This is a genomic window from Peribacillus sp. NPDC006672 (genome assembly GCF_050274955.1).
Lineage (GTDB): Bacteria > Bacillota > Bacilli > Bacillales > DSM-1321 > Peribacillus.
The window spans coordinates 53,269-77,113 of record NZ_JBNNOR010000005.1; the positions used below are offsets into that span (position 1 = coordinate 53,269).

Annotated in this window: 21 protein-coding genes; 16 read left to right on the plus strand and 5 right to left on the minus strand. The window is 38.9% G+C overall.

Annotated features, from left to right (window positions below; all coding sequences use genetic code 11):
* Positions 1 to 94: 94 nt before the first annotated feature.
* On the minus strand, positions 95 to 1,285 hold the full coding sequence (locus ACQKKK_RS09715; protein ID WP_427615902.1) for a hydrolase: 1,191 nt from the start codon (positions 1,283 to 1,285) through the stop codon (positions 95 to 97).
* Positions 1,286 to 1,584: 299 nt separating this feature from the next.
* On the opposite strand from ACQKKK_RS09715, the gene ACQKKK_RS09720 reads away from it, so the two are divergent.
* From ACQKKK_RS09720 to ACQKKK_RS09735, 4 genes are all read left to right on the plus strand, one after another.
* Positions 1,585 to 3,207, plus strand: a complete 1,623-nt coding sequence (locus ACQKKK_RS09720; RefSeq protein ID WP_427615903.1) for a diguanylate cyclase — start codon at positions 1,585 to 1,587, stop codon at positions 3,205 to 3,207.
* A 157-nt stretch (positions 3,208 to 3,364) separates the two neighbouring features.
* Positions 3,365 to 3,748 (plus strand): response regulator transcription factor, encoded by a 384-nt coding sequence (locus tag ACQKKK_RS09725; RefSeq protein ID WP_427616204.1) that lies wholly within the window; start codon positions 3,365 to 3,367, stop codon positions 3,746 to 3,748.
* Entirely contained in the window at positions 3,723 to 6,611 is a 2,889-nt protein-coding gene (locus ACQKKK_RS09730; RefSeq protein WP_427615905.1) for an ATP-binding protein, read from the plus strand. Before ACQKKK_RS09725 ends, ACQKKK_RS09730 begins: the two co-directional genes overlap by 26 nt.
* A gap of 121 nt (positions 6,612 to 6,732) precedes the next feature.
* Positions 6,733 to 7,605 (plus strand): CvfB family protein, encoded by an 873-nt coding sequence (locus ACQKKK_RS09735; protein ID WP_427615907.1) that lies wholly within the window; start codon positions 6,733 to 6,735, stop codon positions 7,603 to 7,605.
* A gap of 48 nt (positions 7,606 to 7,653) precedes the next feature.
* Here ACQKKK_RS09735 and ACQKKK_RS09740 read toward each other — a convergent pair whose 3' ends face one another.
* The 3 genes from ACQKKK_RS09740 to ACQKKK_RS09750 are packed head-to-tail and all read right to left on the minus strand — an operon-like array spanning position 7,654 to position 8,736.
* Positions 7,654 to 8,223 carry a manganese catalase family protein gene (locus tag ACQKKK_RS09740; RefSeq protein ID WP_427615908.1) on the minus strand — a complete coding sequence of 190 codons (570 nt, stop codon included), beginning with the start codon at positions 8,221 to 8,223 and terminating at the stop codon, positions 7,654 to 7,656.
* 12 nt (positions 8,224 to 8,235) lie between these two features.
* Positions 8,236 to 8,502 carry a spore coat protein CotJB gene (locus tag ACQKKK_RS09745; RefSeq protein WP_427615910.1) on the minus strand — a complete coding sequence of 89 codons (267 nt, stop codon included), beginning with the start codon at positions 8,500 to 8,502 and terminating at the stop codon, positions 8,236 to 8,238.
* Positions 8,503 to 8,736, minus strand: a complete 234-nt coding sequence (locus ACQKKK_RS09750; protein ID WP_427615912.1) for a spore coat associated protein CotJA — start codon at positions 8,734 to 8,736, stop codon at positions 8,503 to 8,505.
* A 255-nt stretch (positions 8,737 to 8,991) separates the two neighbouring features.
* Here ACQKKK_RS09750 and ACQKKK_RS09755 point away from each other — a divergent pair, with 255 nt between their 5' ends.
* The 4 genes from ACQKKK_RS09755 to ACQKKK_RS09770 all read left to right on the plus strand — a co-directional run bounded on the left by ACQKKK_RS09755 (position 8,992) and on the right by ACQKKK_RS09770 (position 13,559).
* A complete protein-coding gene (locus tag ACQKKK_RS09755; RefSeq protein ID WP_427615913.1) occupies positions 8,992 to 9,879 on the plus strand; it encodes a LysM peptidoglycan-binding domain-containing protein in 888 nt (295 codons plus the stop codon).
* Positions 9,880 to 10,035: 156 nt separating this feature from the next.
* Complete coding sequence (gene recQ, locus ACQKKK_RS09760) at positions 10,036 to 12,159, plus strand: DNA helicase RecQ (RefSeq protein WP_427615915.1); 2,124 nt, start codon at positions 10,036 to 10,038, stop codon at positions 12,157 to 12,159.
* 130 nt (positions 12,160 to 12,289) lie between these two features.
* Positions 12,290 to 12,496: a cold-inducible protein YdjO-related protein gene (locus ACQKKK_RS09765; protein ID WP_061463486.1), complete on the plus strand. Its 207-nt coding sequence runs from the start codon at positions 12,290 to 12,292 to the stop codon at positions 12,494 to 12,496.
* 868 nt (positions 12,497 to 13,364) lie between these two features.
* Positions 13,365 to 13,559 carry a cold-shock protein gene (locus tag ACQKKK_RS09770; RefSeq protein ID WP_034307294.1) on the plus strand — a complete coding sequence of 65 codons (195 nt, stop codon included), beginning with the start codon at positions 13,365 to 13,367 and terminating at the stop codon, positions 13,557 to 13,559.
* An 87-nt stretch (positions 13,560 to 13,646) separates the two neighbouring features.
* Here the strand turns inward: ACQKKK_RS09770 and ACQKKK_RS09775 are convergent, their stop codons facing one another.
* Positions 13,647 to 14,561, minus strand: coding sequence for a YitT family protein (locus tag ACQKKK_RS09775; protein ID WP_427615917.1), 915 nt, complete (start codon positions 14,559 to 14,561; stop codon positions 13,647 to 13,649).
* Positions 14,562 to 14,932: 371 nt separating this feature from the next.
* On the opposite strand from ACQKKK_RS09775, the gene ACQKKK_RS09780 reads away from it, so the two are divergent.
* The 8 genes from ACQKKK_RS09780 to ACQKKK_RS09815 all read left to right on the plus strand — a co-directional run bounded on the left by ACQKKK_RS09780 (position 14,933) and on the right by ACQKKK_RS09815 (position 23,835).
* Positions 14,933 to 17,080 carry a PAS domain S-box protein gene (locus ACQKKK_RS09780; RefSeq protein WP_427615919.1) on the plus strand — a complete coding sequence of 716 codons (2,148 nt, stop codon included), beginning with the start codon at positions 14,933 to 14,935 and terminating at the stop codon, positions 17,078 to 17,080.
* Positions 17,081 to 17,175: 95 nt separating this feature from the next.
* A complete protein-coding gene (locus ACQKKK_RS09785) occupies positions 17,176 to 18,372 on the plus strand; it encodes an MFS transporter (RefSeq protein WP_427615921.1) in 1,197 nt (398 codons plus the stop codon).
* A 182-nt stretch (positions 18,373 to 18,554) separates the two neighbouring features.
* Positions 18,555 to 19,526, plus strand: coding sequence for a bile acid:sodium symporter family protein (locus ACQKKK_RS09790; RefSeq protein WP_427615923.1), 972 nt, complete (start codon positions 18,555 to 18,557; stop codon positions 19,524 to 19,526).
* 194 nt (positions 19,527 to 19,720) lie between these two features.
* A complete protein-coding gene (locus ACQKKK_RS09795; protein WP_427615925.1) occupies positions 19,721 to 20,512 on the plus strand; it encodes an SGNH/GDSL hydrolase family protein in 792 nt (263 codons plus the stop codon).
* On the plus strand, positions 20,509 to 21,423 hold the full coding sequence (locus ACQKKK_RS09800) for an ABC transporter ATP-binding protein (protein WP_427615927.1): 915 nt from the start codon (positions 20,509 to 20,511) through the stop codon (positions 21,421 to 21,423). Before ACQKKK_RS09795 ends, ACQKKK_RS09800 begins: the two co-directional genes overlap by 4 nt.
* Positions 21,416 to 22,396, plus strand: a complete 981-nt coding sequence (locus ACQKKK_RS09805) for an ABC transporter permease (RefSeq protein ID WP_427615929.1) — start codon at positions 21,416 to 21,418, stop codon at positions 22,394 to 22,396. Before ACQKKK_RS09800 ends, ACQKKK_RS09805 begins: the two co-directional genes overlap by 8 nt.
* Positions 22,397 to 22,485: 89 nt before the next feature.
* Positions 22,486 to 23,322: an MBL fold metallo-hydrolase gene (locus ACQKKK_RS09810; RefSeq protein ID WP_427615931.1), complete on the plus strand. Its 837-nt coding sequence runs from the start codon at positions 22,486 to 22,488 to the stop codon at positions 23,320 to 23,322.
* Between the two features lie 81 nt (positions 23,323 to 23,403).
* Positions 23,404 to 23,835, plus strand: a complete 432-nt coding sequence (locus tag ACQKKK_RS09815; RefSeq protein WP_427615932.1) for a CBS domain-containing protein — start codon at positions 23,404 to 23,406, stop codon at positions 23,833 to 23,835.
* The last annotated feature ends 10 nt before the right edge of the window (positions 23,836 to 23,845 follow it).

The window sequence follows — 23,845 nt, forward strand, 5'->3', positions numbered from 1 at the left end:
AGAGAGAGGGCACAATTTGTCCTCTCTCTTCTAATTCTGAAAAAAATAAATTCTGTGTTTTTCACGAATGGGCATCGACCATATTGCAGAGGTTTTATTCACTTGAATATTGGCCTAATCTTTCAATTGTATATTGGTAAAATGCCAGTAGGTCATCTTGTGATGAAAAACCTGCTTGTGCAGTCTGTTCGTTCCCTCCGCCTTTCCCATTATACGAACTGAGTTCAGCTTTAAAATATTTTCCGCAATGTAAGGGGAAGGACCCGCTGTGCGAAAGAACCACCTTTTGCTCATTACGTGATGCTAATAATACGATTACCTTTTCCTTTTTTACAATCGTGCCTGAAAGGTATAGCAATTCTTTCATTGAGCTATCTTCGAAAATATGAAAGATGAATCCCCTTTCACTTTCTGCAAGCAGGGAGTCAGCAAGGAACTTTGCATTTTCAAGTTTTAAGTTTTCATTTACCGATAGCAGCTGCTTGTAGTCATTTTCCAGTTTCTCCACCCTATTCAGTATATCTGTACGTCCGGTATTGAATTTATTCGATAAGGCTGAAAGAATACCAAGACTTTCGGAAAAATCGTTCAATGCCCTGAAGCCGCACTTAAAATAGAGGCGGGTATATTCTTTCTGCTTCTCCGTTTTGAAAATCTTTATTAAGCCTATCTCACCGGTTCGCTCTACATGGGTTCCGCCGCAAGGGTTATACTCAATCCCTTCTATTTCAACTATACGGATATTTTCGGACACAGTAGGCATTTTGACGACAGGAAGTGCCTGCAATTGCTCTTCTGTCACGTAATATGCATGTATTTCGCGATTCTCAATGATATATTGATTAACCTGCTTTTCAACTGCCGCTGTATGTACTTCAGTCCATTTAAATTCGGGCGTTATATCGATCGTTAAATATTCCTTTCCAAGATGAAAGCTGACCGTTTTCGAATCAAACAGTTCGACACAGACTGCAGAGAGTAAATGCTGGCCGCTATGCTGCTGCATATGATCGAAGCGGCGGGGCCAATCAAGCTCACAGTGAACTATCTCTGAACTTGGCCGTCTCTCAGTCTTATGAAGGATCTTCCCATCATTGCTTTTTATAATATCCAGAACAGTGATTCCTTCTATTTTGCCAGTATCTGAAGGCTGGCCGCCCCCTTCTGGATAAAAAGCGGTTTCTTCAAGAGTAATGTAGTAAAAGCCATTTTCTTCAACGGACTCCCGGATTTTGGTATCCCATTCGGAAGTCTTGGTGGACGTATAATATAATTTTTTTGTCATGAATGTTTTCTTTTTCCTTTCAGTTAATCAATAAATTATATCACCGAAATACCTGAGTATGAAATTATCGGAGCAGAAGCTTAGCAGGCTAAATAAGTAAACTTTATGACATATGTTAAATAAGTTGTGTAAAATGGAAATATTCTATTTCTAGACAAACCGTTATAATGTAAAATATTCCTGAAAGATTATACTTTAGACCTAATTAAAGGTAAGTGGATGTGACTTTATAGTCAAAAGGTCATGTTCGAAACTGTTGGAAATAAGATAACTGGCAAGAAAGGGTCAAGTGATAACAAGTGAATCTTGTAAATATGGAAAAATACAAAAATAGCTTATTTGGAAATATAAAAAACAAACTTTCTGACTGGCTAGAACTGGATGAAGCACAGACTATTCCGGCTCAAGAGATATTCCGTTTTCTGCATTCAATCAAAGGGACGGCTGGAACGCTGGAATTATGTGGACTTATGGCAATTACAGAACGGCTATTAGATGGAATTGATGAAGATGGTGAGATGGTCTGGAATCGATCTGACCTTAGGAATTTCCTTTTTGAACTCATAGAACTTACATACGAATATGAGCATTTTGATGAAGTTGAAATAAAGGGAAAGCCTGTCCGCGCTTCACACGCTCCGCTCATCCAAATCATTGATGATGATATTTCCATGTTGATTTTATTGAAAGATCTTTTAGAGGATAAAGGGTGGATGGTAATAACGAATGCTGATCCTGTAAAAGCGACAAATCAATATTTTGAAATGCAGCCGGATTGCCTTATCCTTGATATTCAATTACCTGCCAAGGATGGTTTTCAAATCCTTCAGGAAATTCACCTGCATAACGAGAAATATTTCATACCGAAGATCATGATCAGCATTCAGAACGATAAACATTCTCGCATAAAAGCATTCAAGATGGGGGCGGATGATTTTATTGGTAAGCCGATTGATATCGAGGAGTTTATTGTCAAGATGGAAAGGCATATTCACCGGAAGAAAATCTTTGATCAATCGGTCCTTATTGATGAGTTGACACAGGTATATAACCGAAGATTCCTGGAAGACACGCTTCCACGCTATTTTAATGACTATAAACGTTCGGGACTCCATTTTTCGTTAAGTATCCTTGATTTAGATCACTTTAAAAAAGTGAATGATCTATACGGGCATTCAATGGGTGACCTTGTACTGGCTGATTTTGCCCAATTTATCAAAAGCAATATCAGGAGTTCAGACTTAATCTGCCGGTATGGAGGGGAAGAATTTGTCATTATTTTCCCTGATACATCGAATGAAGAAGCTAAACACAAATTAACAGGATTAATCAAGGATTATTCTGCAAAACAATTCAACCAGGATGGTCAAATATTTTCAGTTACATTCTCTGCGGGTGTTTTTACGGTTGAAAATGAAAATGTTACGCCTAAGGAGGCTTTTGAAGAAGCTGACACTTCTTTATATGAAGCGAAACGCTCAGGTCGCGGAAGAGTTGAAAGCGTGCAAAAAGCGAGTATTTACAAGAAATCCCTCAATGTGTCCGTTATCGATGATGATATCATTATCCGGACCGTCTTAACTAAAGCCTTGCATTCGCTTCAAATTCCGCACTTTGATTTGAATATCGCTGTGTATGAAGACGGTCCTTCCTTTTTAAACTCCGATCGGGCCAAAGAAGATGTAGCACATTTTTTAATCCTAGATGGAGTAATGCCTATAATGGATGGAATTGAAGTGCTGCAAAAAGTGAAACAAAGCAACAACGCGGATTTTTTTACCGTTTTAATGCTAACTGGAAGGAAAAGTAAGGATGATATTGCAAATGCATTGAAACTTGGCGCAGATGATTATGTAACAAAACCCTTTAGCATTAGGGAGCTTCAGACTAGGATAGAGCGTCTATTGACTAAGTTAATTTAAACCTTGCCAAAGGGTTATTTAGGAGTGAATTTCGGATGTAATCTTATGTGCAAAACACTTCAGGAGTTACTTAGAAACCCTTCGATTTTGGACGCCTTTGTGCTCGGAAAATGTCAGATTTTAAATGAGAGAGTGATTTTAATTAGGAGGGTGAATGATGAAGCGGATATTATTAGCGGAAGATGAGGAAGTGTTACGAATGCTCGTTGTAGACACTTTAGAGGATGAAGATTATGAGGTTGACGAAGCAGCGGATGGAATGGAGGCCGTACAGCTTCTCGAAAGCAATACGTATGATCTTATTATTCTTGATTATATGATGCCTGGATATACCGGATTGGAAATAGTTGGAAAAATACACTCGTCCGAAATTAAGAACCAAGGGAAAATCTTGATGTTATCTGCTAAAAGCCAACAATTTGAGCAAGAAAGAATATTGGAAGCGGGGGCTGATTATTTCATGACCAAACCATTTAGTCCGTTAAAACTGATTGAAAAAATAGAGGTCATACTCCATGAAACTGAATCCTTACTTTACTAAGAGCCTATCTAGGCAAGTAGTGTCTTTAATGACGGGGTGCATCATTTTATTTATTTTCGGAACAGGAATTTTATTTTACCTTTTACAGTCCTTGAATGCTGAATATATCCAACAAAGGCAAAGGATTGTAGATAAAAAATTGTTGATGGATGAAATATTCGATCAATATAATACGGTTTTTTTAGATATTAGAGGATATATTGCATTTAATAATGACGCATTAAAAGATAAAGCATTAAAAGAGGAAACCTCAATCAGGGAAAATATTAAAGGATTCAAGGCGATTACTATTACTAAGGAGGATAAGGATATCTCCAACGAGCTTGAGACTTTTACTGAATATTATTTTAGAGGAGTTCTTCCATCCCTTTTTGATTCCGAGAAAAAAGGGGAGGATTCAAAGGTCGAAATGGATAGTACTGAAATTACGGCACAAATTACGGGTTTTCGCAGTATTATAAAATCCTACTCTGGCACTTTAACGGAAAGCTTAAATAAAAATGTGGAGGACCTCACGAAGGAGCAATCCATTCTTCAAGGAGCTTTTGTTGGGTTTGTTCTTATTTTTTTATTCATTTTCCTATTCATCGTCAGAACGATCATCAGGAACATCGGAAAGCCCCTTTCGGATTTTTCAATAGCTGCGAATGAAATTGCTGCAGGAAGGGAAGCTGTTATTTCCGTCACGGAAAATCGTAAGGATGAGCTTGGGGTTTTGTCGATTGCATTCAAAAAAATGTTGACAAGCGTTCAGGAAAAGGAGCAGGAACTGATGGCTCATAATGAAGAGCTGCTCGCCCAGCAGGAAGAACTTCAAGCCCAGCAAAATGAACTTCAGGTGACACTTAGAATCATAACTGATAATGAGCAGAAGCTCACCAGGAGAAATGAACTGATCAATGGGATATCCTCCACTTTAGATAAAAAGGAGGTATTAAAAAGCATTGTCCTTAATATGAGCAGATTGATTTCTGCCGATCGTGGAATGATTGCTTTGGTTCATGAAGATGTTTCTTCATCTTTCGGAATTTCGGAAAACGGAGTACGGCAATTCCGTGATAATATTCGCAATGGTTTGAACCACCGCCTTATTAAAGAGAAGAAACCTTTCACTATTAAGAGAGAACAAGATGTGGGGGAGAAAGGGTACCACGAAAATAAGAATTATAGTTATGATTTATATCTTCCTGTTTTATCTACGTTTAAAGAAGTTGATGCCATCATGGTTTTCAACAGATATGGGACTCCGTTTACCAACCAGGAAGTGGAAGAATGCGAAACGTTGGCTAAGCAAATTTCAACATCGCTTGACAAGATCAAGCTTTACGAACAAACGGAAGAGAATGGGAGGCTGAATCAAGATATCCTGAATACGATCCAGGTAGGCATCCAATTGATTGATCAGGAAAGAAAGGTAATTCAGGTTAATCAGCCATTTTGCGATATTTTTGGATCAGGTTCTTTACCAGAGCAAATAATCGACTTGCCATGGGAAACGTGGAGTGCTGAAATGGCTGGTCAAATGGAGGGGGAGAGGTTTTTACATGTAATGGATGAAGCGATTAATAATCTGGGGGGAGCAAATTATGAAGAACGAAGCATCACATTTAAAAAGGAAGAGACGAATCAGGTCATAAAGGTATATCTTGAGACTTTACATTATCGCGAAGAAGGTTTTGGGACAATTTTGGTTTATCGTGATATTACAAAAGAATATGAAGTGGATCAAATGAAGTCCGAATTTGTCAGTACAGTTAGTCATGAATTAAGGACACCGCTTGCAAGCGTTCTTGGTTTTACCGAATTGATGCTGAACAAACCATTGAAACCCGAAAGACAGACAAAATATTTACAGACGATCTACAATGAAGCAAAAAGGCTTACAGCACTTATCAATGATTTCCTGGATGTTCAAAGGATGGAGTCCGGTAAACAGATATATGAAAAAAAATATGTAGAAATCATACCGTTAATTCGAAAGGTAATTGAACATTTAGAAATAAATACAGCACAGCATGATATCCAACTCAAAATCGAAACTAAGGATTTAATGATCTTAGGGGATCGCTTAAAAATCGAACAAGCCTTTTCCAACCTTTTAAGCAATTCAATCAAATATTCACCGGATGGGGGCAGGATCTCTATCCGTGTATATAACAGGGACGATATGCTTTCCGTTGATATCCAGGATGAGGGGCTTGGCATCCCAAAAGAATCACTTCCGCATTTATTCCAGAAATTTTATAGGGTCGATAATTCAGACCGCCGAAGGATTGGGGGAACTGGCCTTGGATTAGCAATCGTTGATGAAGTCATAAAATCACATGGCGGATATGTTACGGTGTTTTCCAATTACGGACATGGAAGTACATTTACCATATCATTACCTAGAGTAGCCCTGAAAGAAGTGGGTCTGAACAATGATGGACAGTCAAGAAAACTGAGCTATGATATTATGGTCATTGAAGATGATATTAACTTGGCGGAACTGCTCAAATATGAATTGATGGATAGTGGCTTCCACGTCAGCTATTTCAATAGTGGAAGAAAGGCATTTCAAAAGCTAAAAACCTCATTTCCGGATGCCATTGTACTAGATATCCTTCTTGAAGAGGGAGAAATGGACGGCTGGACAATCCTGAGGGAGTTAAAAGAATCCAGTGACTTGAATGAGATTCCCGTTTTTGTATCGACGGCACTTGATGAAAGGGAAAAGGGTATTTCATTGGGAGCTAAGGATTATTTAGTTAAGCCATATAAACCGAGCCAATTATCCAAAGTGATCATGCATACCTTGTTCAGCAATGGTAGGCAAGGACAGATTCTGGTCCCTCATGCATTCCATGAAGATGACAAGGGTTAAAAAATAAAAAACCGTAATGGGTATACAGAACAACAAAAAAATGATAAATTCAAATATGTTGGAAAAATAAATAATTGGGTACAATTGTAGGTAAAGGTAAGTTACAGGAGGATTTATATACATGCAAAAAATTCAGGCCGGTTTGGCTGTAGAGTTAGAAGTGGAACGTAAGGCTGATTTCGGATGGTTTTTAACTGATGGTTCAGAAGATGTCTTACTTCATCATAGTGAAATGAATGAAGGAACGGAACTTGAGCTTGGTGATGAAGTTACTGTGTTCATCTACCACGATAAACAAGCAAGGCTAACAGCGACAATGAAGATTCCCGAAATTCAGATTGATCAGTATGGTTGGGCGGAAGTTGTCAATGTGAAAAGGAAACTTGGTGTTTTTGTGAACATCGGCCTTTCCAAAGATATACTTGTATCCCTGGATGACCTTCCGAATATTGATCGTTTATGGCCTGAGGTTGGTGATCGTCTATATTTATCCCTTAAGACAGATCGCAATGACCGCCTGTTTGGTAAACTTGCAACGGAAGATGTAATCCAGGAGATTGCGGTAAAAGCTCCATTAAAAGGAGTCCGTAACACCACTGTTAAGGGAAATGTCTATCGTTTGCTTATGGTTGGGTCTTTCTTTGTTTCCGAAGAAGGATATCGCTGTTTCATTCACGAAAGTGAACGCAAGGAGGAGCCCCGTCTTGGTGAATTAGTTGAAGGGCGCGTCATTGATAGTAAAGAAGATGGAACACTAAACGTTTCTTTATTTCCCTTTAAACAAGATTTAATGGGGGAAGATGCTGATGTCATTTTCACTTATTTAATGAATCGTGGCGGTGCTATGCCTTATGGCGACAAAACACCACCTGATGATATCCAGTTTCACTTCGGTTTAAGCAAGGGAGCGTTCAAACGTGCCCTCGGCAAACTGATGAAAGAAGAGAAGATTTACCAGGAAGATGGATGGACATATTCTTCAGACCGTAAATGACAAAAAGGCAGCGGAAGCATTTCCGTTGCCTTTTCTATTTGAATTTTATTAAAAAAACTTTTTTCTCCCTTTGTCCTCTTTTAGGATTTCTACAGCTTCTCTGAACCTCATGGAGTGTACAATCTCCCTTTCCCTTAAAAATCTTAGTGAATCATTGATATCCGGGTCATCTGAGATGTCAATCAACCATTGATAGGTTGCACGAGCTTTCTCTTCAGCGGCAATATCTTCATATAAATCAGCAATGGGATCGCCTTTAGCTTGGATGTATGTGGCTGTCCATGGATCGCCTGCTGCATTTTGATAGAAAAGGGCACCATCATGATTCGCATAATGTTGGCCAAGACCTGCTGCAACCATCTGCTGTGGTGTGGCGTCCTTTGTAAGCTTATAAACCATCGTGGCGATCATTTCCAGATGGGCAAATTCTTCCGTTCCAATATCCGTGAGGAGGCCAATCACTTTATCTGGAATAGTATATCGTTGATTTAAGTAACGGAGTGCTGCAGCCAATTCACCATCAGCACCCCCGTATTGTTCTATTAAATATTTTGCCAATCTAGGATTACAGTCTCTTACTTTAACTGGATATTGCAGCTTCTTTTCATACACCCACATAGATATCTCTCCTTATACCTGCCAGGGCCAAGGGCCTTGGCCCCATTCCCATTTATTTTCACCGCCTGGACTGTTTCCAAAACCCAATAAGGGACCGTATTTAGGCTCAAAAACCGATTTCAATTGTTGTGAATATTCATGAAATTGATTGAATTGCTGTAATGCTTGCTGGTCGTTAGGATGTGTATTCAAATAATGAGTCAACTCGACAAGTACGAAATCCGCAGCCTGTATTTGTTCAAGCAGCTGATAATATTCATCATCCAATTTCTTATTCATTTACGTCTCCCTTTCCCGATGTGGATTATCATAGAAATCATAAAAGAACTTCCAAAGTGTACCGTATTTCAAAGCTTCTTCTGGTGTGAACTGCTCTAAATTCGGTGGTTGAAAATTAATATACAAATTGGGAGGAGTCCTGTAATACTTTCTCCCAATAGGTGGGCACGGATCGAATTTACTATGAAAAGGTTTGTATGATTTAACTAAGGTAAAGGGCTTTTCGCGTGTCAAAAAAATACCTCCTTTGTATAGATATAGCCTCTAATTATTATGCTTGATTAATACATAATATGACTCTACTAGTATGATGTGGAAGATGAATGGAAAAAGATGTTTTTTCTGAATATTGAATCATCTTGTTATAGTCTCGTTATCTTACTGTGATGTTTGTCATCTATTCTTTATCTGTTTGTTCTTTGTATAGAAAAAAACTATGTTAAGATTAAACTCGTTAGCTTATAAAGTAGCTCACAAGGAGGTAACAACATGAAAAAATCAATCTTATCGTTAGCGGCAGCGGCTGCAATATCCGGTGCTTTCACAATTCCGGTTCAAGCAGAAGATGTCAAAGTGAAAGATGGAGACACATTATGGGGGATATCTCAAACATATAAAGTATCAATAGAAGATATTAAGTCTTGGAACGATTTGTCTTCAGACATGATTTATGCCGGAGGAACCTTACATATTTCTCAAGAAGAGCATTATAAAGTCAAGTCAGGAGACACATTATCGGGAATTGCAGGCAAATATAATGTAGCGGTAAATGATATTAAATCTTGGAACGGTTTAAATTCAGATACAATCCATCCTGATCAAGAACTGGTCATTAAACCAGCGGCTAACAAAGTCGAAGCGGCGAGTGTTGGGCCTGAGCAAAAATCAGAGCAAGCTGCACCAGTAGAACAATCAAAACCAGCAGAACAATCAAAACCAGTAGAACAATCGAAACCAGCAGAACAATCAGAGCCAGTAGAACAATCGAAACCAGTAGAACAATCGAAGCCAGCAGAACAATCGAAACCAGCAGAACAATCGAAACCAGCTGAAACAAACAATGAATCCAAGGATCAAGCAGGAATTAAAAAAGAGATGACTGTTAGAGCTACTGCCTATACGGCTAATTGTCAAGGCTGCAGCGGTACAACAGCCACAGGGGTCGACTTGAAAGCTAATCCTGATGCTAAAGTGATTTCCGTGGATCCATCAGTCATTCCACTTGGATCGAAAGTTTATATAGAGGGTTATGGCTACGCAACGGCAGCAGATACGGGCAGTGCTATCAAAGGAAATAGAGTGGACATTTTTGTACCAAACGAAAAGGATGCCGTGAATTGGGGCGTTAAAAACGTTAAATTGCAAGTCTTGAATTAATTCCTCCATGCAAAACATGTTAATATATCGAAAAGAGTAGACACGGAGATTTAATGTGTCTACTCTTTTTGTCCTTTTTCTTCACGGCAAAAGCAGGTACAATGAAAGAAATAGATCCTTACCAATCCTTACAAGGTAAATAGGAGGAGTAGTAAATTGATGGAAAAAGCACGTGAATATTTACAGGAATATTTTGGTTATGAGTCATTCCGAAAAGGTCAGGAACAGATTATCGAACAGGTGTTGGGAGGCATAAACACAGCGGGAATCATGCCTACTGGCGGAGGTAAATCAATTTGTTACCAGATCCCGGCCCTCTTGTTACCCGGTGTAACACTCGTGATATCCCCACTTATTTCCTTGATGAAGGACCAAGTAGATGCCCTCGAACAAAACGGTATTGATGCCACATTTCTTAATAGCTCCATTTCGGGGTTAGAATCATCCAATAGAATGAATGATATTAAGCAAGGAAGATATAAGTTGGTTTATGTGGCACCGGAACGTTTGGAAAATCCTGCATTTCAACAGGATTTATTTAATGTGCACATTTCATTGGTGGCCATTGATGAAGCCCATTGCATATCTCAATGGGGCCATGACTTCAGACCAAGCTATTTAAAAATCAAAACCTTATTGAAAAACATGCCATCAGCGCCTACTGTACTGGCATTAACGGCAACAGCCACACCGCATGTGACCGATGATATTTGCCAGTCGCTCGGAATATCAGGGCAGCATACCATATCAACGGGATTTTCAAGAGATAACTTGTTCTTTTCCGTTGTGAAAGAAGAAAACCGCGGACGTTTTTTAATGCGCTATATAGAGAAAAACAAGAATGAGTCGGGTATCATATATGCAGCCACAAGGAAAGAAGTCGATTCGTTATATGCCAAGCTTAATAAAGCCGGATTCAAGACAGGTCGATACCACGCTGGCATGAATGAACAAGACCGTTCGGAACAGCAAGACCAATTCATTCGTGATGACATTCCTTTGATGGTAGCGACATCTGCCTTTGGGATGGGGATCGATAAGTCTAATGTTAGATACGTCATCCATTACCAAACTCCAAAGAACATGGAGAGTTATTATCAGGAAGCAGGTCGTGCTGGAAGGGATGGTTTGGAGAGTGAATGCATCCTTTTGTATTCCCCCCAGGATATGCAGATTCAGCGTTTCTTGATTGATCAATCAAACCCTTCCCAGGAGTGGCAATCACAGGAACTGAAGAAGTTGAACAAAATGAAGGATTATTGTTTTACTGAAGGGTGTTTGCAAGCCTTCATTCTTCAATACTTTGGAGAGGAAAATCCTGAAAATTGCGGTCACTGTGAAAATTGTACAGATAAACGTGACTCTGTTGAAGTAACTACACAAGCACAGATGGTCCTTTCATGCATGCTGCGAATGGGTGAGCGATTCGGTAAAACGATGATCTCCCAAGTGCTTACGGGATCACGCAATAAGAAAATTGAAGAGTTCGGTTTTCAGAAGCTTTCAACTTATGGAATCATCAATAATCAATCTGCAAAGGATGTAGGTGATTTCATTGATTTCCTTACAGCAAAACAGTATATCGAAATGACCGGGGGCCAATTTCCAGTCCTTAAAGTAACCAATACTGGCAGGGAAGTACTGTTGGGACAGAAAAAAGTCTTGCGTAAAGAAATAAAAAAAGTAAGCAGCATCAGTGTAGATCATGGGTTATTCGATGCGTTGAGACAGTTAAGAAAAGAATTGGCAGGAAAGGAAAATGTACCGCCATTCATTATTTTTTCCGATGCATCTTTGAAAGATATGGCCGTAAAATTGCCGAAAACAGAACAGGAATTCCTAGAAGTAAAAGGGGTGGGCACCCAGAAGTTCGAACGCTTCGGCGCCGTATTCCTAGAAGGGATTTCCCATTATGTACAGGCACATCCTGAATTAGAAACGAATATAATGGTTACAAAGGAAGCAGTAAAGAGAAGCACTACGCCATCACATTTAGAAAGCTATCGCTTATATCAGGAAGGAAAATCAATCAAGGAAATCGGGACAATGAGAGGGTTGTCTTCCATTTCAATTGAAAATCATTTATTAAAGTGTGCAGAGGAACATTTGGATATCAAATGGGGAGAGATTTTCTCGGATAAAGAGTATGACCTTGTATTGGAAACTGCGAAACAATTGGATTCTGAAAAACTAAAACCGCTAAAAGAAGCCTTACCTGAGCACTTTTCCTACTTTATGATTAAAGCGATCTTGGTTAAAGCAGGATTGGAAAACGCATAGGTGATAAGGTTTTGGAATATTTTTTCAAGGAATAAATAAGAATTTGGTTTAATGCGTATACTAGGAATGATAAAAAGGTCAATTTCGCGCCTTTAATCAGAGTCTTTATATAAAAAAGAGGAGGTTGCTCATGTATTTTGGTAAAAAGAATTCAGAGGAACCAGAAATCGTTATGGAAGATACGATAGTATATGCGTGCGGATCAGCAGATTGTAATGGTTGGATGAGAAAAGATTTTGCATCGGAAAACTATGATTGCCCAATGTGCGGAAGTCAATTAGTCGAGGAAGTCAGAGAACTCCCCAAAATTGAAAATGAGTATAATGCATTTAAATAAAAGAGGTGAATCATGCCTCTTTATTTTTTTGCTTGAAAGAAGAATGCCGGAGTGAGTACATTCTGGTTTAATTCTTTACATATATAAATATATATGGTAAGATGTAATTTCAGTGTTATTAAAAGAAAACACTGGAGGGTAATTTAAAGACATTTTTATTAATAAAATAATTTTCCATCATTTTCATGATGGAGTAGAAAAAAGTTAAACAATCTAGAAAAATGAAATACATTTAATCACCAAGTATTTTCCTCGATCCATTTCTGTTCTTCATTAACTTACTTCTATGTACCATTTATCTTTTGGAATTTAATTTTCCCAATTGGAATTACGGACGGTTTTAATTAATAAACATGTACTTACAAGCTTTTATCTGATTCTCGCAGGCGCGGTCTAGGAACCGTATGGATGGGAGAGAGGCAGGGCTTTCATTGTTTTAGGTTTTGGCACTAAAATTACTCTCATACTCGATTCGCTTTGAATTGCTCATCCGATCGAGCAGGAAGAACCATATGGAATGGATTCTTGAACAACGCAGTCTCGATTATCTTGAAGGGTAAGTCAGGGGCTGCGTTTTATTTATGGAAACTGAGGTTTAAGGAATCATTTCTTATTTAGAATCTTTTACTCAAATATTAAATGCATATATATGTTATAATGGTTACTGAGATATTAAAAATTCATGTCGTAATCTTAAGTTCTTTCCACTCAAAAAAATTTGGGTGTAATGAAGTATAATCAATTCTTGGTTAAGCGAATGAGTATTTACTCACTATTTAGATTAATCGCCATCTATTCTTCTTTTATCTTTATGGCTTGTGATCTGTTATGCACGACGAAGTCAATTCAATTCTAAGGAGTGAGATACATGTATAGAAGAAATAATACGGAAGAAATCATTCCTGAAGAAACAAAGGTGTGGGAATGTACATCAGAAGATTGCAAAGGTTGGATTCGCGATAACTTTACAAGTAATGATGAACACGTTTGTCCGTTATGTAGCAGCGAGATGAAACCCGGCACCAGAATGCTTCAAGCAATCAACAATCCAAGAAACTATTAAGACTGCATAAAAAAAGCTGAAGGGGATTCTCCCTTCAGCTTTTTTTATCTTTTTGCCAATTGTTTAAAGCAAAAAGCAGGTGAATGATTAGTGAATATCTTTTTTCTTGAATCGGCCGCCCCGAACTTCCGCGATATCCCCTACGGCAAGAAATGCAGAAGGATCAAAGCTTTTGACTATATCTTTAAGTTTAGCTTCCTCAAGCCTGTTTATTACACAAAAGATGACTTTCTTATCATCACCAGAATAAGCGCCTTCGCCAGCTAAAAAGGTTACGCCACGTCCAAGGCGATTCATTATGGCGTCGCCGATATCACCAAATTCATCACTGATAATCCAAACAAATTTGGATTCATCCAAACCGGCGATGACGATATCCATCGTTTTATAAGCTACGAAGTAAGCTATGATCGAATACATGGCGCGATCCCATGAGAAAACGAAGCCTGCACTGCCAAGGATGAATAAATTAAAAAACATGACGATTTCCCCAACGGAAAAAGGGATTTTCTTGCTAGCGAGTATAGCAAGTATTTCTGTACCATCCAATGAGCCGCCATATCGAATGACCATTCCAACACCAATGCCAAGAATCATTCCGCCAAAAGCGGACGCGAGGAGGATATCTTGAGTGAAAGCTGGTACGTGATGAAGCAATGCAGTGGTAATAGAAAGGACTAAAATCCCATACAGAGTAGATAATGCGAAGGTTTTTCCAATTTGTTTATAACCGATAAAAAAGAAAGGAAGATTTAAAACGAAAAGAAAAATACCAAGCTTCCACCCCGTGATATAAGATAACATAATCGATATTCCCGTTATGCCTCCGTCGATTACGTTATTCGGTACTAAAAAAATCTCGAGGCCGACAGCCATTAAAACCGCACCGATTGTAATTAAAAGTCCTCTCTGTAATATTTGTCTCAGTGTTAACTTTTTATGCTGGGTCTTCTTTTGCATAATTTCTGTTGTACTTGCACCTGCCAGGTCTGACATAATCATGCGCCCCCACTCCTTCTCTCTATATATGTTCTATTTAATTATAAACCTATAGGTATAATTAAATAAAGAAATTAACATTCTTAATTAATATATTTCTGAATAATTCTTTTTGTTATTTATTATGTCATGCGATGATGAAGCAGGTTGTGAATGCTTGTCATTATCATGTATTTTTAATTTTACTCTATACAAAAGAATAGTATTTCTCATTTTATTGAATTTATGAAAAAAACTGCATTTCATGCGATATGAGGCACACCAAAAGAGTTAGTGTGTAAATATATAGGAATAAGGAAATAAAAAACCTTGGAGGTACTATGAATTTCCATTACAATATAGGAGAATAGAACGGTAGAGGTGATCAAGTAAAAATGGAACAATCAATTGTGGCATCAAATCCTGTCCTCTTTATGATTGCGGTACTTTTGATAATAATGGCGTGTTATACGGCGTTGGATTTACTGACATCGTTACTGACGATCAAGAAATATAAACGCCTATTGTATATAGGGAGCAGCTGCTCTATGGGAGTGGCTATTTGGATGCTTAACTTTGTGGTCATATTAACCCTTGATAATTCTGGGGTGGCAGCATACAACTTTTCTACAATAATTTTTTCATTAGTTTTAGCGATTGCTCTCGCAGGGGTTGGGTTATTGGCGATATCATATAAAACACAAGTACTGCAAATCGTTTTTTGCGGTTTCATGTTTACGATGGCGATATTATCCAATTACATTATGGGAACGTCCTCTTTAAACCACTCTTTGCAATTTAGCACATTGTTGGTCGCCAGTACGCTTTTCAGTATCTTTAGTTTATTTGTAGCAGCGCTTGCAATATTATTTTATTTTAATAAATTAAGTCAATCCTCACTAAAGCCAGTCAGTACTCTCATGATGAGCGGGGCAATCATTGAAGGGTACTATCTTTTTTTGAGAGTGTTACCGATGGATGGTAAAAATGTAACGGGAGAATTTGTTCCACTCACTCCTTTTATGCTTTATCTAACTTGCTTTGTCTCATTGTTCATCCTTGCCAGCTTGATTGCTTCAAGTACGATCGTAGGCCGGCGGTTGGCAAGAAGTGATAATACTGTGAGCGATATTCGTTATGCATTAGATCAATCGGCGATCGTCGCCATCACGGATGCAAAAGGAATCATTACATATGTTAACGAAAAATTCCTGGAAATATCTCAATATGAAAAACATGAACTAATAGGGAAAAATCATTCCATCATCAATTCGGGTTATCATGCAAAAGAATTTTTCACTGACTTATGGCTAACGATCAGCCAGGGCAAAACATGGAATGGTGAAATATGCAATCGGGCTAAAGATGGTAATGTTTACTGGGTGGAAACAACAATCGTTCCTTTTATGAAAAGGGGCAAACCCTATCAATATATTTCCATCCGTTCGGATATTTCCAGTCGTAAAAAAGCAGAAAATGCTTTAAGGAGTTCAATCAAGGAACTAGAGGATATGCATTATGCCATCAACCAATCCTCGATTGTGGCGATTACCGATGATAAAGGGGTCATTATTGAAGTGAATGAAAAGTTCTCTGAGGTTTCCGGCTACGAGAGAAATGAATTGATCGGTCAAACTCATAATTTGGTTAATTCCGGATTCCACTCAAAGGAATTCTTCGATGAAATGTGGAAGACCATCCATCAACGCAAGGTTTGGAAAGGTGAAATTAGAAACAGGGCGAAAGATGGCAGTTTTTATTGGGTCGATACAACAATTGTTCCATTTTTCAGCGAAGAAGGTAAGCCATTTCAATTTTTGGCACTAAGACATGATATAACTGAGCGTAAACAATCGGAAGAAATGCTCCATCGGCAGGATAAATTGGCTGCTGTCGGCCAGCTTGCTGCTGGTGTTGCACATGAAATACGGAATCCGCTGACCTCCATGAAAGGGTATACAGAATTTTTGCAATTAGATGAAACAGATGAAAACAAACAAGAATATCTAGAAATTATTATGGATGAAATCAATCGTGTGAATGAGATAGTTGAAGAATTCTTACAATTGGCCAAACCACAGTCCTTGATATTGGAAACGAAGAATATTATACCAATCATTCAAAACGTGTTATCTTTGACGGAGTTTGATGCAAGAAAGAAGAAAGTCACCCTAGTTTGGGATTGTTTTCACGAAAAAATCCTCGTACAATGTGATGAGAATCGTTTAAAACAAGTCATATTGAACTTCATTAAAAATGGTATGGAAGCCATGCCTGACGGTGGGGTCATAAAAGTCATTACTAAGCTTAAAGAGGATAAAGTGCATATCTCCATAACCGACACAGGAATCGGGATGCCGCCAGAGCAGCTTAAGAGATTGGGAGAGCCATTTTTCACAACGAAAAAATCCGGTAATGGGTTAGGACTCATGATCAGCTTTAAAATAATAGAAAGCCACCTGGGAAATGTCTTTGTCGAAAGCGAGGTTAATAGGGGTACAGCCTTTAATATCGTGCTCCCTATGAAAAAAGCCTTTTCTTAGAAGGATATGAAAAAGATGCAGGGATATAATGAAATGTGTAATTTGTGGATATATATGGTAATAATTTAGTGGATGCAGCATGGGGGAAACTGGATTTGGAAAAACAAAAGCATGCTAATATTTTTAGCTTGAAGGTATTTTATCTATTTTCATTTTTTGCAGTGGGAAGTTTAACACCGCTATTAAGCGTTTATTTAGCCAATGAGGCAGGTTTGTCTGGTATTGAAATAGGTATGATCATGTCTGTTGGACCGATAGTGATGATCGTTTTTCAACCCATTTGGGGAATTGTCTGCGATTGGAGTGGAAAGCCAGCAAAAATCCTTTCAATTACATCGTTGCTTGCTGGTGTATTAGGGTTAGGTTACTTGCTGTTTGAGCACTATTTACTTATAGTATCCGTCGCAATTGCCCTGGCTATCTTTCAAAGCGCCATCATACCAGTTTCAGACAGCATCACTCTTCAATATACAACAAGAATTAAATCGAATTATGGGAAAATCCGTTTATTCGGTTCACTCGGTTATGGTGTGGCCGTGTTTGTAATGGGAAAGTTATCGGAATCCTTCATTGGTCCTTCCGTTATATTTTATGCCTTTTTCTTCGGTCTATTGATCGCGGCTAGTCTTGCTCTTCGTTTGCCCGAAGAGCCTCCTAGAGAAAAGGGAAAACTTTTCGGTGGGATGAAAGAATTGATCACCATGAAACGTTTCCTTATCTTTCTTGCTATAACGTTCTTGATTTTTGGTCCAAATCTTGCAAATAATGTATACTATGGTTTGTTTGTAGAGGCAAGAGGCGGGACATATACAGGAATTGGCATTGCGTTCCTTTTAGCTGTATTGTCGGAAATTCCATTTATGAGAATGGCAGGTACATGGATTCATAAAATGGGCCTGCTGCCAATAACCTTATTGGCTGGGACGGCTTCATTGGTTCGCTGGGTTTTGTATTTTACCGAACCAAGTTTGGCTACCGTATATGTAACTTCGATCATTCAAGGGTTTTCACTTGGCTTATTCATTCCTGCGGCTTTACAATATATTCGGGAAGTCGTCCCGGCCCGCATAACAGTTACAGCAATAACGCTATATTCCGCCATTGGCAATGGATTGGGAAACTGGTTCAGTACCTTTAGTGGCGGGATAATCTTGGATAAATCAGGGATATACGCGGTGTATTTATTTTATGGTTTACTTACACTGATCGGGATGCTACTCACGATATGGCTCATGAGGTTAGATAAAAACTTAAAAGTAATGGGGAAAACCACTGGTATACTAGAAAAATAATATTATTGAATTTTTCCCTTATTGAAAGCGAGAGACCTCTTCATCTTAAATGGTGAAGAGGTCTTTTTTGCTCGTCCATGAGGGAAAGGCTCCCAGTTAACTAATTGTCAGAATTAATTGTTATTTCATAATTATGAAGTATAATCTAATTATAAATTAGAAAAGGTGGTCTACTAGGGATTATGGATAAGTTAGCGAAAATAAGTAAGGCAGCTGGAAACTCTTTTGCCATTTGGGTTCTCCTATTTGCCGTATTAGCAATGATTTTTCCGGATGCATTTAAATGGATTGCTCCATACATATCCATTTTACTTGGAATAATTATGTTTGGAATGGGTCTCACTCTCTCGTTTAGTGATTTTAAAGCTGTATTGAAGCAGCCGATATCCGTTTTTATCGGAGTGGCTGCACAATTCATCATCATGCCTGGTGTGGCATATCTCCTGGCAACAAGCTTGGAACTCTCACCTGAAGTGGCTGTCGGAGTGATCCTTGTTGGATGTTGTCCGGGAGGTACAGCGTCAAATGTAATGACATTTTTAGCTAAAGGAAATACGGCATTATCAGTGGCGGTCACTTCTGTATCCACTTTGCTTGCTCCGTTTTTAACGCCGGCACTAACCTATTTACTTGCTAGTAAATGGCTGCCGGTTTCAGGAAAAGATATGCTATTTTCTATCTTCCAGATAGTTTTGGTCCCTATTTTATTAGGACTCCTTGTAAAATTCATTTTTAAAGAGAAAGTAAGTCAGGGAACTAAAGCACTTCCATTGATATCCGTTGTGACAATCGTGGCAGTCGTGGCCGCAGTTGTCAGTTCAAATAAAGAGAAGATACTTGAATCAGGACTGGCTATATTCGGGGTGGTTGTCCTGCACAATTCATTTGGATTATTACTTGGTTTTCTTGCAGCTAAAGTGTTAAAACTTCCATACGAAGATCAAAAAGCGATTTCAATTGAAGTGGGCATGCAAAACTCAGGTTTAGGTGCTGCATTAGCCACAGCTCACTTTTCGCCACTGGCGGCAGTCCCAAGCGCAATCTTCAGTGTTTGGCATAATATATCCGGTCCTTTGCTTGCAACCTACTGGTCAAAAAGAGCACACAAAATCAAAGGGAATTCCATGGCGGGAAAGGAAACGATTAAACAGTAATACAAAAAAAAGGCAGAATGGGATTAAATGAATCCCATTCTGCCTTTTCTAATGATAGGAGTGGTAGGGTGCGGTTTATAGAAAGCAATGATGGGCTACCTGGGATTTTTGGTATCAAGAGCAATCAGTTTTTTATTTTTGGAAATAATATGATTTAATGGGAAGGTAGAGAATGAATGGAAGGATGAGTGTTTTTGAGCAAATCAAAAGTGTTGGCCGCTACCATTGTATCAGCTCTTATCGGACTGTTTTTTTTATTTTGCCTTGGATGGGCGATTATTGACCATTATGGAAAAAGGACTTCTGATATGGAAACAATAGAGGAATCCCCCATTAAAAATGATCTGCCTGATGATTTTACGGTTGTGGCGTTAGGTGATTCCTTGACACGTGGTACAGGTGATGAAACAGGCAAAGGTTACGTTGGACTTGTTGTGGAAGATTTGAAGAGTGAATATAATAAAAAACCGCTCATTCATAACCTCGGAATTAATGGACAATTGTCTAAAGAATTGGCTCAGCAAGTGAAACAACCGGAAGTGAAGCGCCAAATCCAAGCAGCTGATGTTATTTTAGTTACGATCGGCGGTAACGATTTATTTCAAAAAGGCCAGACCCTGCTTGATTATGATAGTGAAGCCACAGCTGAATCAAGAAGGGGTTATTTGGAAAATTTAAATGAAATTTTTAAGGATATCAATAATGTCAATGATACAGCTACCATATTATTGCTGGGCCTGTATAATCCATTTATAGAGTTGGATGAGGACTATGATACTAACCGCATCGTACGGGACTGGAATAATGAAACGGCAGAAGTCGTGGCTCTTTATAAGAATGCAATTTTCGTCCCAACATTTGATTTATTTCAATTGTCGGTAAATGAATATTTGTATTCAGATAAATTTCACCCTAATCAGAAGGGGTATCGTTTGATTGCTGATAGGGTTGCTCCTTTAATAAAATGGGAGGATGAGGAACGATGAAACAGGTGACATTGTCTGTAAAGGGCTTGAAAAAAAAGATTGGCAAAAGGGAAATTATTAAAGGGATAGATTTTGAGCTGAATGAAGGTGAGGTTTTTGGCTTTTTAGGTCCGAATGGAGCCGGTAAAACGACTACGATCCGCATGTTGGTCGGTTTGATTAAGCCATCCTCCGGTTCTATCCATATATGCGGGTATGATGTTCGGCAGGAATTTACGAAGGCAATGAAGCAAATGGGCTGCATTGTTGAAAATCCGGAGTTATATCCATTTTTGAACGGGTGGAATAATTTGCTCCACTTTGCAAGGATGTTACCTGAAGTTGATGAAAAAAGAATGATCGAGGTTGTAGAACTCGTCGGTCTGCAAGCGAGAATTCATGATAAAGTGAAGACCTATTCCTTAGGTATGAGGCAGCGTCTAGGGATCGCGCAGGCAATGCTTAATAGTCCTAAGCTGTTGATTTTGGATGAACCCACTAACGGTCTAGATCCTGCTGGTATCCGTGAAATGCGACAATTCATCAGAAAGCTGGCTGAAGAAAAAGGCATGAGTGTTCTAGTTTCCTCACACTTATTAGGTGAAATACAACAACTTTGTGACCGGGTCGCAATTATTAAAAGTGGGGAAATTATCAAAACTGATACAGTGGAACGCCTATTATCCACGCAAGAGCGGATAATTTGGAGGGTAGAACCTTTACAAAAGGGAGTGGAAATCCTTAGCGGTTTCACCGATATTACCTTAGATCAAAAATATATCATTACAGCTTATGATGAATTTGAAACCCCTGAATGGAATGCTGCACTTAACAAAGCAGGGGTAAAGGTACATGAAATGAACCGAAAGCTTCCGGGACTGGAAGAGTTATTTTTACAAGTAACCGGTGTCGGAGGTGGAGATATTGAATAACTTGATCCAAAATGAAATGATGAAGTTGTTGGCAAAGAAACGGTTAATCATAATAGGTATCATCGTCGGGATTTTAGTGTTGATGTTCACGTATGCACAATACAAACAAATGGAAGAGCAGCGGGAGAAGCTGGGAACTGATGATTGGCGTGCAGCTCTTCAACAGCAGATCATTGATACTCAAAATCGGTTGGGCTCAAATAGGATGTTGGATGAGTGGCGTGAACAGCTGGAAGTAAGTCTGAAACAGCAGCAATATTACCTGGATCATGACATTAACCCCTCAGAACCAGGAGCTGCTACTTTTACTCGCATGTTTTTGGAAAATTCAATTGATTTGTTCATTCCGCTGTTGATCATGATAGTGGCAAGTGATTTGGTTTCTTCCGAAAATAGTCAAGGCACAATCAAGCTTCTGCTGACGCGGCCAGTTGAGCGCTGGAAAATTTTATTGAGCAAATATGTAACATTATTATTGTCAGTTTCGATTATCGTGGCGATGACAGCCTTTTTAGCGTATTTTTTATCAGGAATCGTTTTTGGGTATCAAGGTTGGGGTGCGCCCGTAATAACCGGATTCGAATTAAAGGGTGCTGATGTGGATGTCAGTCAAGTAAGGCTAGTGGAACAATGGAAATTCCTTTTGATGGATTTGGGGCTCGTCTGGTTGGTTGCGGTAGTGATAGGTACCCTTTCTTTCATGCTTTCGGTTTTGGTGCGAAGTACACCTGCAGGCATGGGCATTATGCTGGCTGCATTGATTTCCGGAGCTATATTGAACAATATGGTTTCATCATGGGAGTCAGCGAAATATTTCTTTATGGTGAATTTGAAATTGACCGCTTATATTAGCGGGACGGCTCCTCCGATAGAAGGGATGACCTTATTATCCTCCGTCATAACATTGCTCGTTTGGTGGGTGCTAGCTTTACTTATTTCTTTTACAGTTTTTACACGCAGGGATGTTTACTGAAAGACAGCCTATATTAATTATAGGTTGTTTTTTATTTTCTTTTACAGGGTATCCTTAAAAAACAGGAAGTTTTATTAGGAGGTCTATAAATGGATGATAATCATTTGAATGAAAAATTTCTGCCAATGACTTCAGTTTCCAGTGGAGATGTTCAGATTGTAAAAGAGGATATATATTGTCTGCCCGTACAAATCGTTAATGTAATTTTTATAGGTTCCCCCAAAGACGGAAAATGGGTATTGATAGATGCAGGAATGCCACGTTCAGCAGAGATGATAAAGAGAGCTGCCGAAAAAATATACGGACCACATCATCCACCTGCTGCCATTATTTTGACACATGGACATTTTGATCATGTTGGTGCATTGATTGAGTTAATGGAATATTGGAAAGCTCCTGTTTATGCCCACATTAAAGAAATGCCTTATTTAACGGGACAGGAAAATTATCCTGAGCCAGATTCTACTGTTGAAGGGGGGATGGTGGCTAAGATTTCTTGGATGTTTCCGAATGAGGGAATCAACCTTGACGAAAAAGTTCAACCCCTGCCTGATGATCATAGTGTTCCCGAGCTTTGCGATTGGAAATGGGTCCACACCCCGGGCCACTCAAAAGGACATATTTCACTATTTCGGGAAAGTGACCGAAGTCTGATTGCTGGAGATGCTTTTGTGAATGTCAGGCAAGATTCACTATACAAGGTTATCACTCAGGAGAAAGAAATAGCAGGGCCGCCACGGTATTTGACAACCGATTGGGAGGCTGCCAAGGAATCGGTAAGGTTATTGGATAGTCTGAATCCGGCTGTGGCTGTAACGGGGCACGGGTATCCTATTGAAGGGAAAGAATTGCAAAGGGGTTTATCAAAGTTGGCAAAGGAATTCGATTCTTTAGCTAAACCGGATCATGGAAAATATGTGGAATGAAGCATGAACGTGTTCCATGAATAATTTCTCTTCATAGGTCAAAAATAAACAAGCAACTAATGAAAAATGGAGGTAATATCCGTGACTACATTAAGAGATATTATGACAACAGACGTGGATTGTTGCACTGCGGAAGATAATATATATGAAGCAGCAGTCAAAATGAAGGATGATGATGTTGGAGTCATTCCTGTATTGGAGAATAACAAATTAATTGGTGTCATTACAGACAGGGATATCGTTATCCGCTGTGTTGCCGAGAAAAAGCCGAATTCGACTAGAATTACCGATGTTATTTCCACGAATCTTGTAACAGGCACCCCTGATATGTCAGTGGAGGAAGCTGAAGAGTTAATGGCTACCGAGCAAATCAGAAGGCTCCCTATCATCGAGAATGACAAGCTGGTGGGAGTCGTGGCATTAGGTGATCTTGCTGTACATCAACAGACAAATTCAATGGCGGGAAATGCTTTAAGTTCAATTTCCGAGGACAGAGATCAAATCCAACATTAAAAACAAAACT

Bases quoted from the DNA above. Each gene is read 5' to 3' on its own strand.
- ACQKKK_RS09715 (WP_427615902.1), bottom strand. From the start codon at position 1,285: ATGACAAAAAAATTATATTATACGTCCACCAAGACTTCCGAATGGGAT.
- ACQKKK_RS09725 (WP_427616204.1), top strand. From the start codon at position 3,365: ATGAAGCGGATATTATTAGCGGAAGATGAGGAAGTGTTACGAATGCTC.
- ACQKKK_RS09730 (WP_427615905.1), top strand. From the start codon at position 3,723: ATGAAACTGAATCCTTACTTTACTAAGAGCCTATCTAGGCAAGTAGTG.
- ACQKKK_RS09735 (WP_427615907.1), top strand. From the start codon at position 6,733: ATGCAAAAAATTCAGGCCGGTTTGGCTGTAGAGTTAGAAGTGGAACGT.
- ACQKKK_RS09740 (WP_427615908.1), bottom strand. From the start codon at position 8,223: ATGTGGGTGTATGAAAAGAAGCTGCAATATCCAGTTAAAGTAAGAGAC.
- ACQKKK_RS09745 (WP_427615910.1), bottom strand. From the start codon at position 8,502: ATGAATAAGAAATTGGATGATGAATATTATCAGCTGCTTGAACAAATA.
- ACQKKK_RS09755 (WP_427615913.1), top strand. From the start codon at position 8,992: ATGAAAAAATCAATCTTATCGTTAGCGGCAGCGGCTGCAATATCCGGT.
- ACQKKK_RS09765 (WP_061463486.1), top strand. From the start codon at position 12,290: ATGTATTTTGGTAAAAAGAATTCAGAGGAACCAGAAATCGTTATGGAA.
- ACQKKK_RS09770 (WP_034307294.1), top strand. From the start codon at position 13,365: ATGTATAGAAGAAATAATACGGAAGAAATCATTCCTGAAGAAACAAAG.
- ACQKKK_RS09775 (WP_427615917.1), bottom strand. From the start codon at position 14,561: ATGATTATGTCAGACCTGGCAGGTGCAAGTACAACAGAAATTATGCAA.
- ACQKKK_RS09780 (WP_427615919.1), top strand. From the start codon at position 14,933: ATGGAACAATCAATTGTGGCATCAAATCCTGTCCTCTTTATGATTGCG.
- ACQKKK_RS09790 (WP_427615923.1), top strand. From the start codon at position 18,555: ATGGATAAGTTAGCGAAAATAAGTAAGGCAGCTGGAAACTCTTTTGCC.
- ACQKKK_RS09800 (WP_427615927.1), top strand. From the start codon at position 20,509: ATGAAACAGGTGACATTGTCTGTAAAGGGCTTGAAAAAAAAGATTGGC.
- ACQKKK_RS09810 (WP_427615931.1), top strand. From the start codon at position 22,486: ATGGATGATAATCATTTGAATGAAAAATTTCTGCCAATGACTTCAGTT.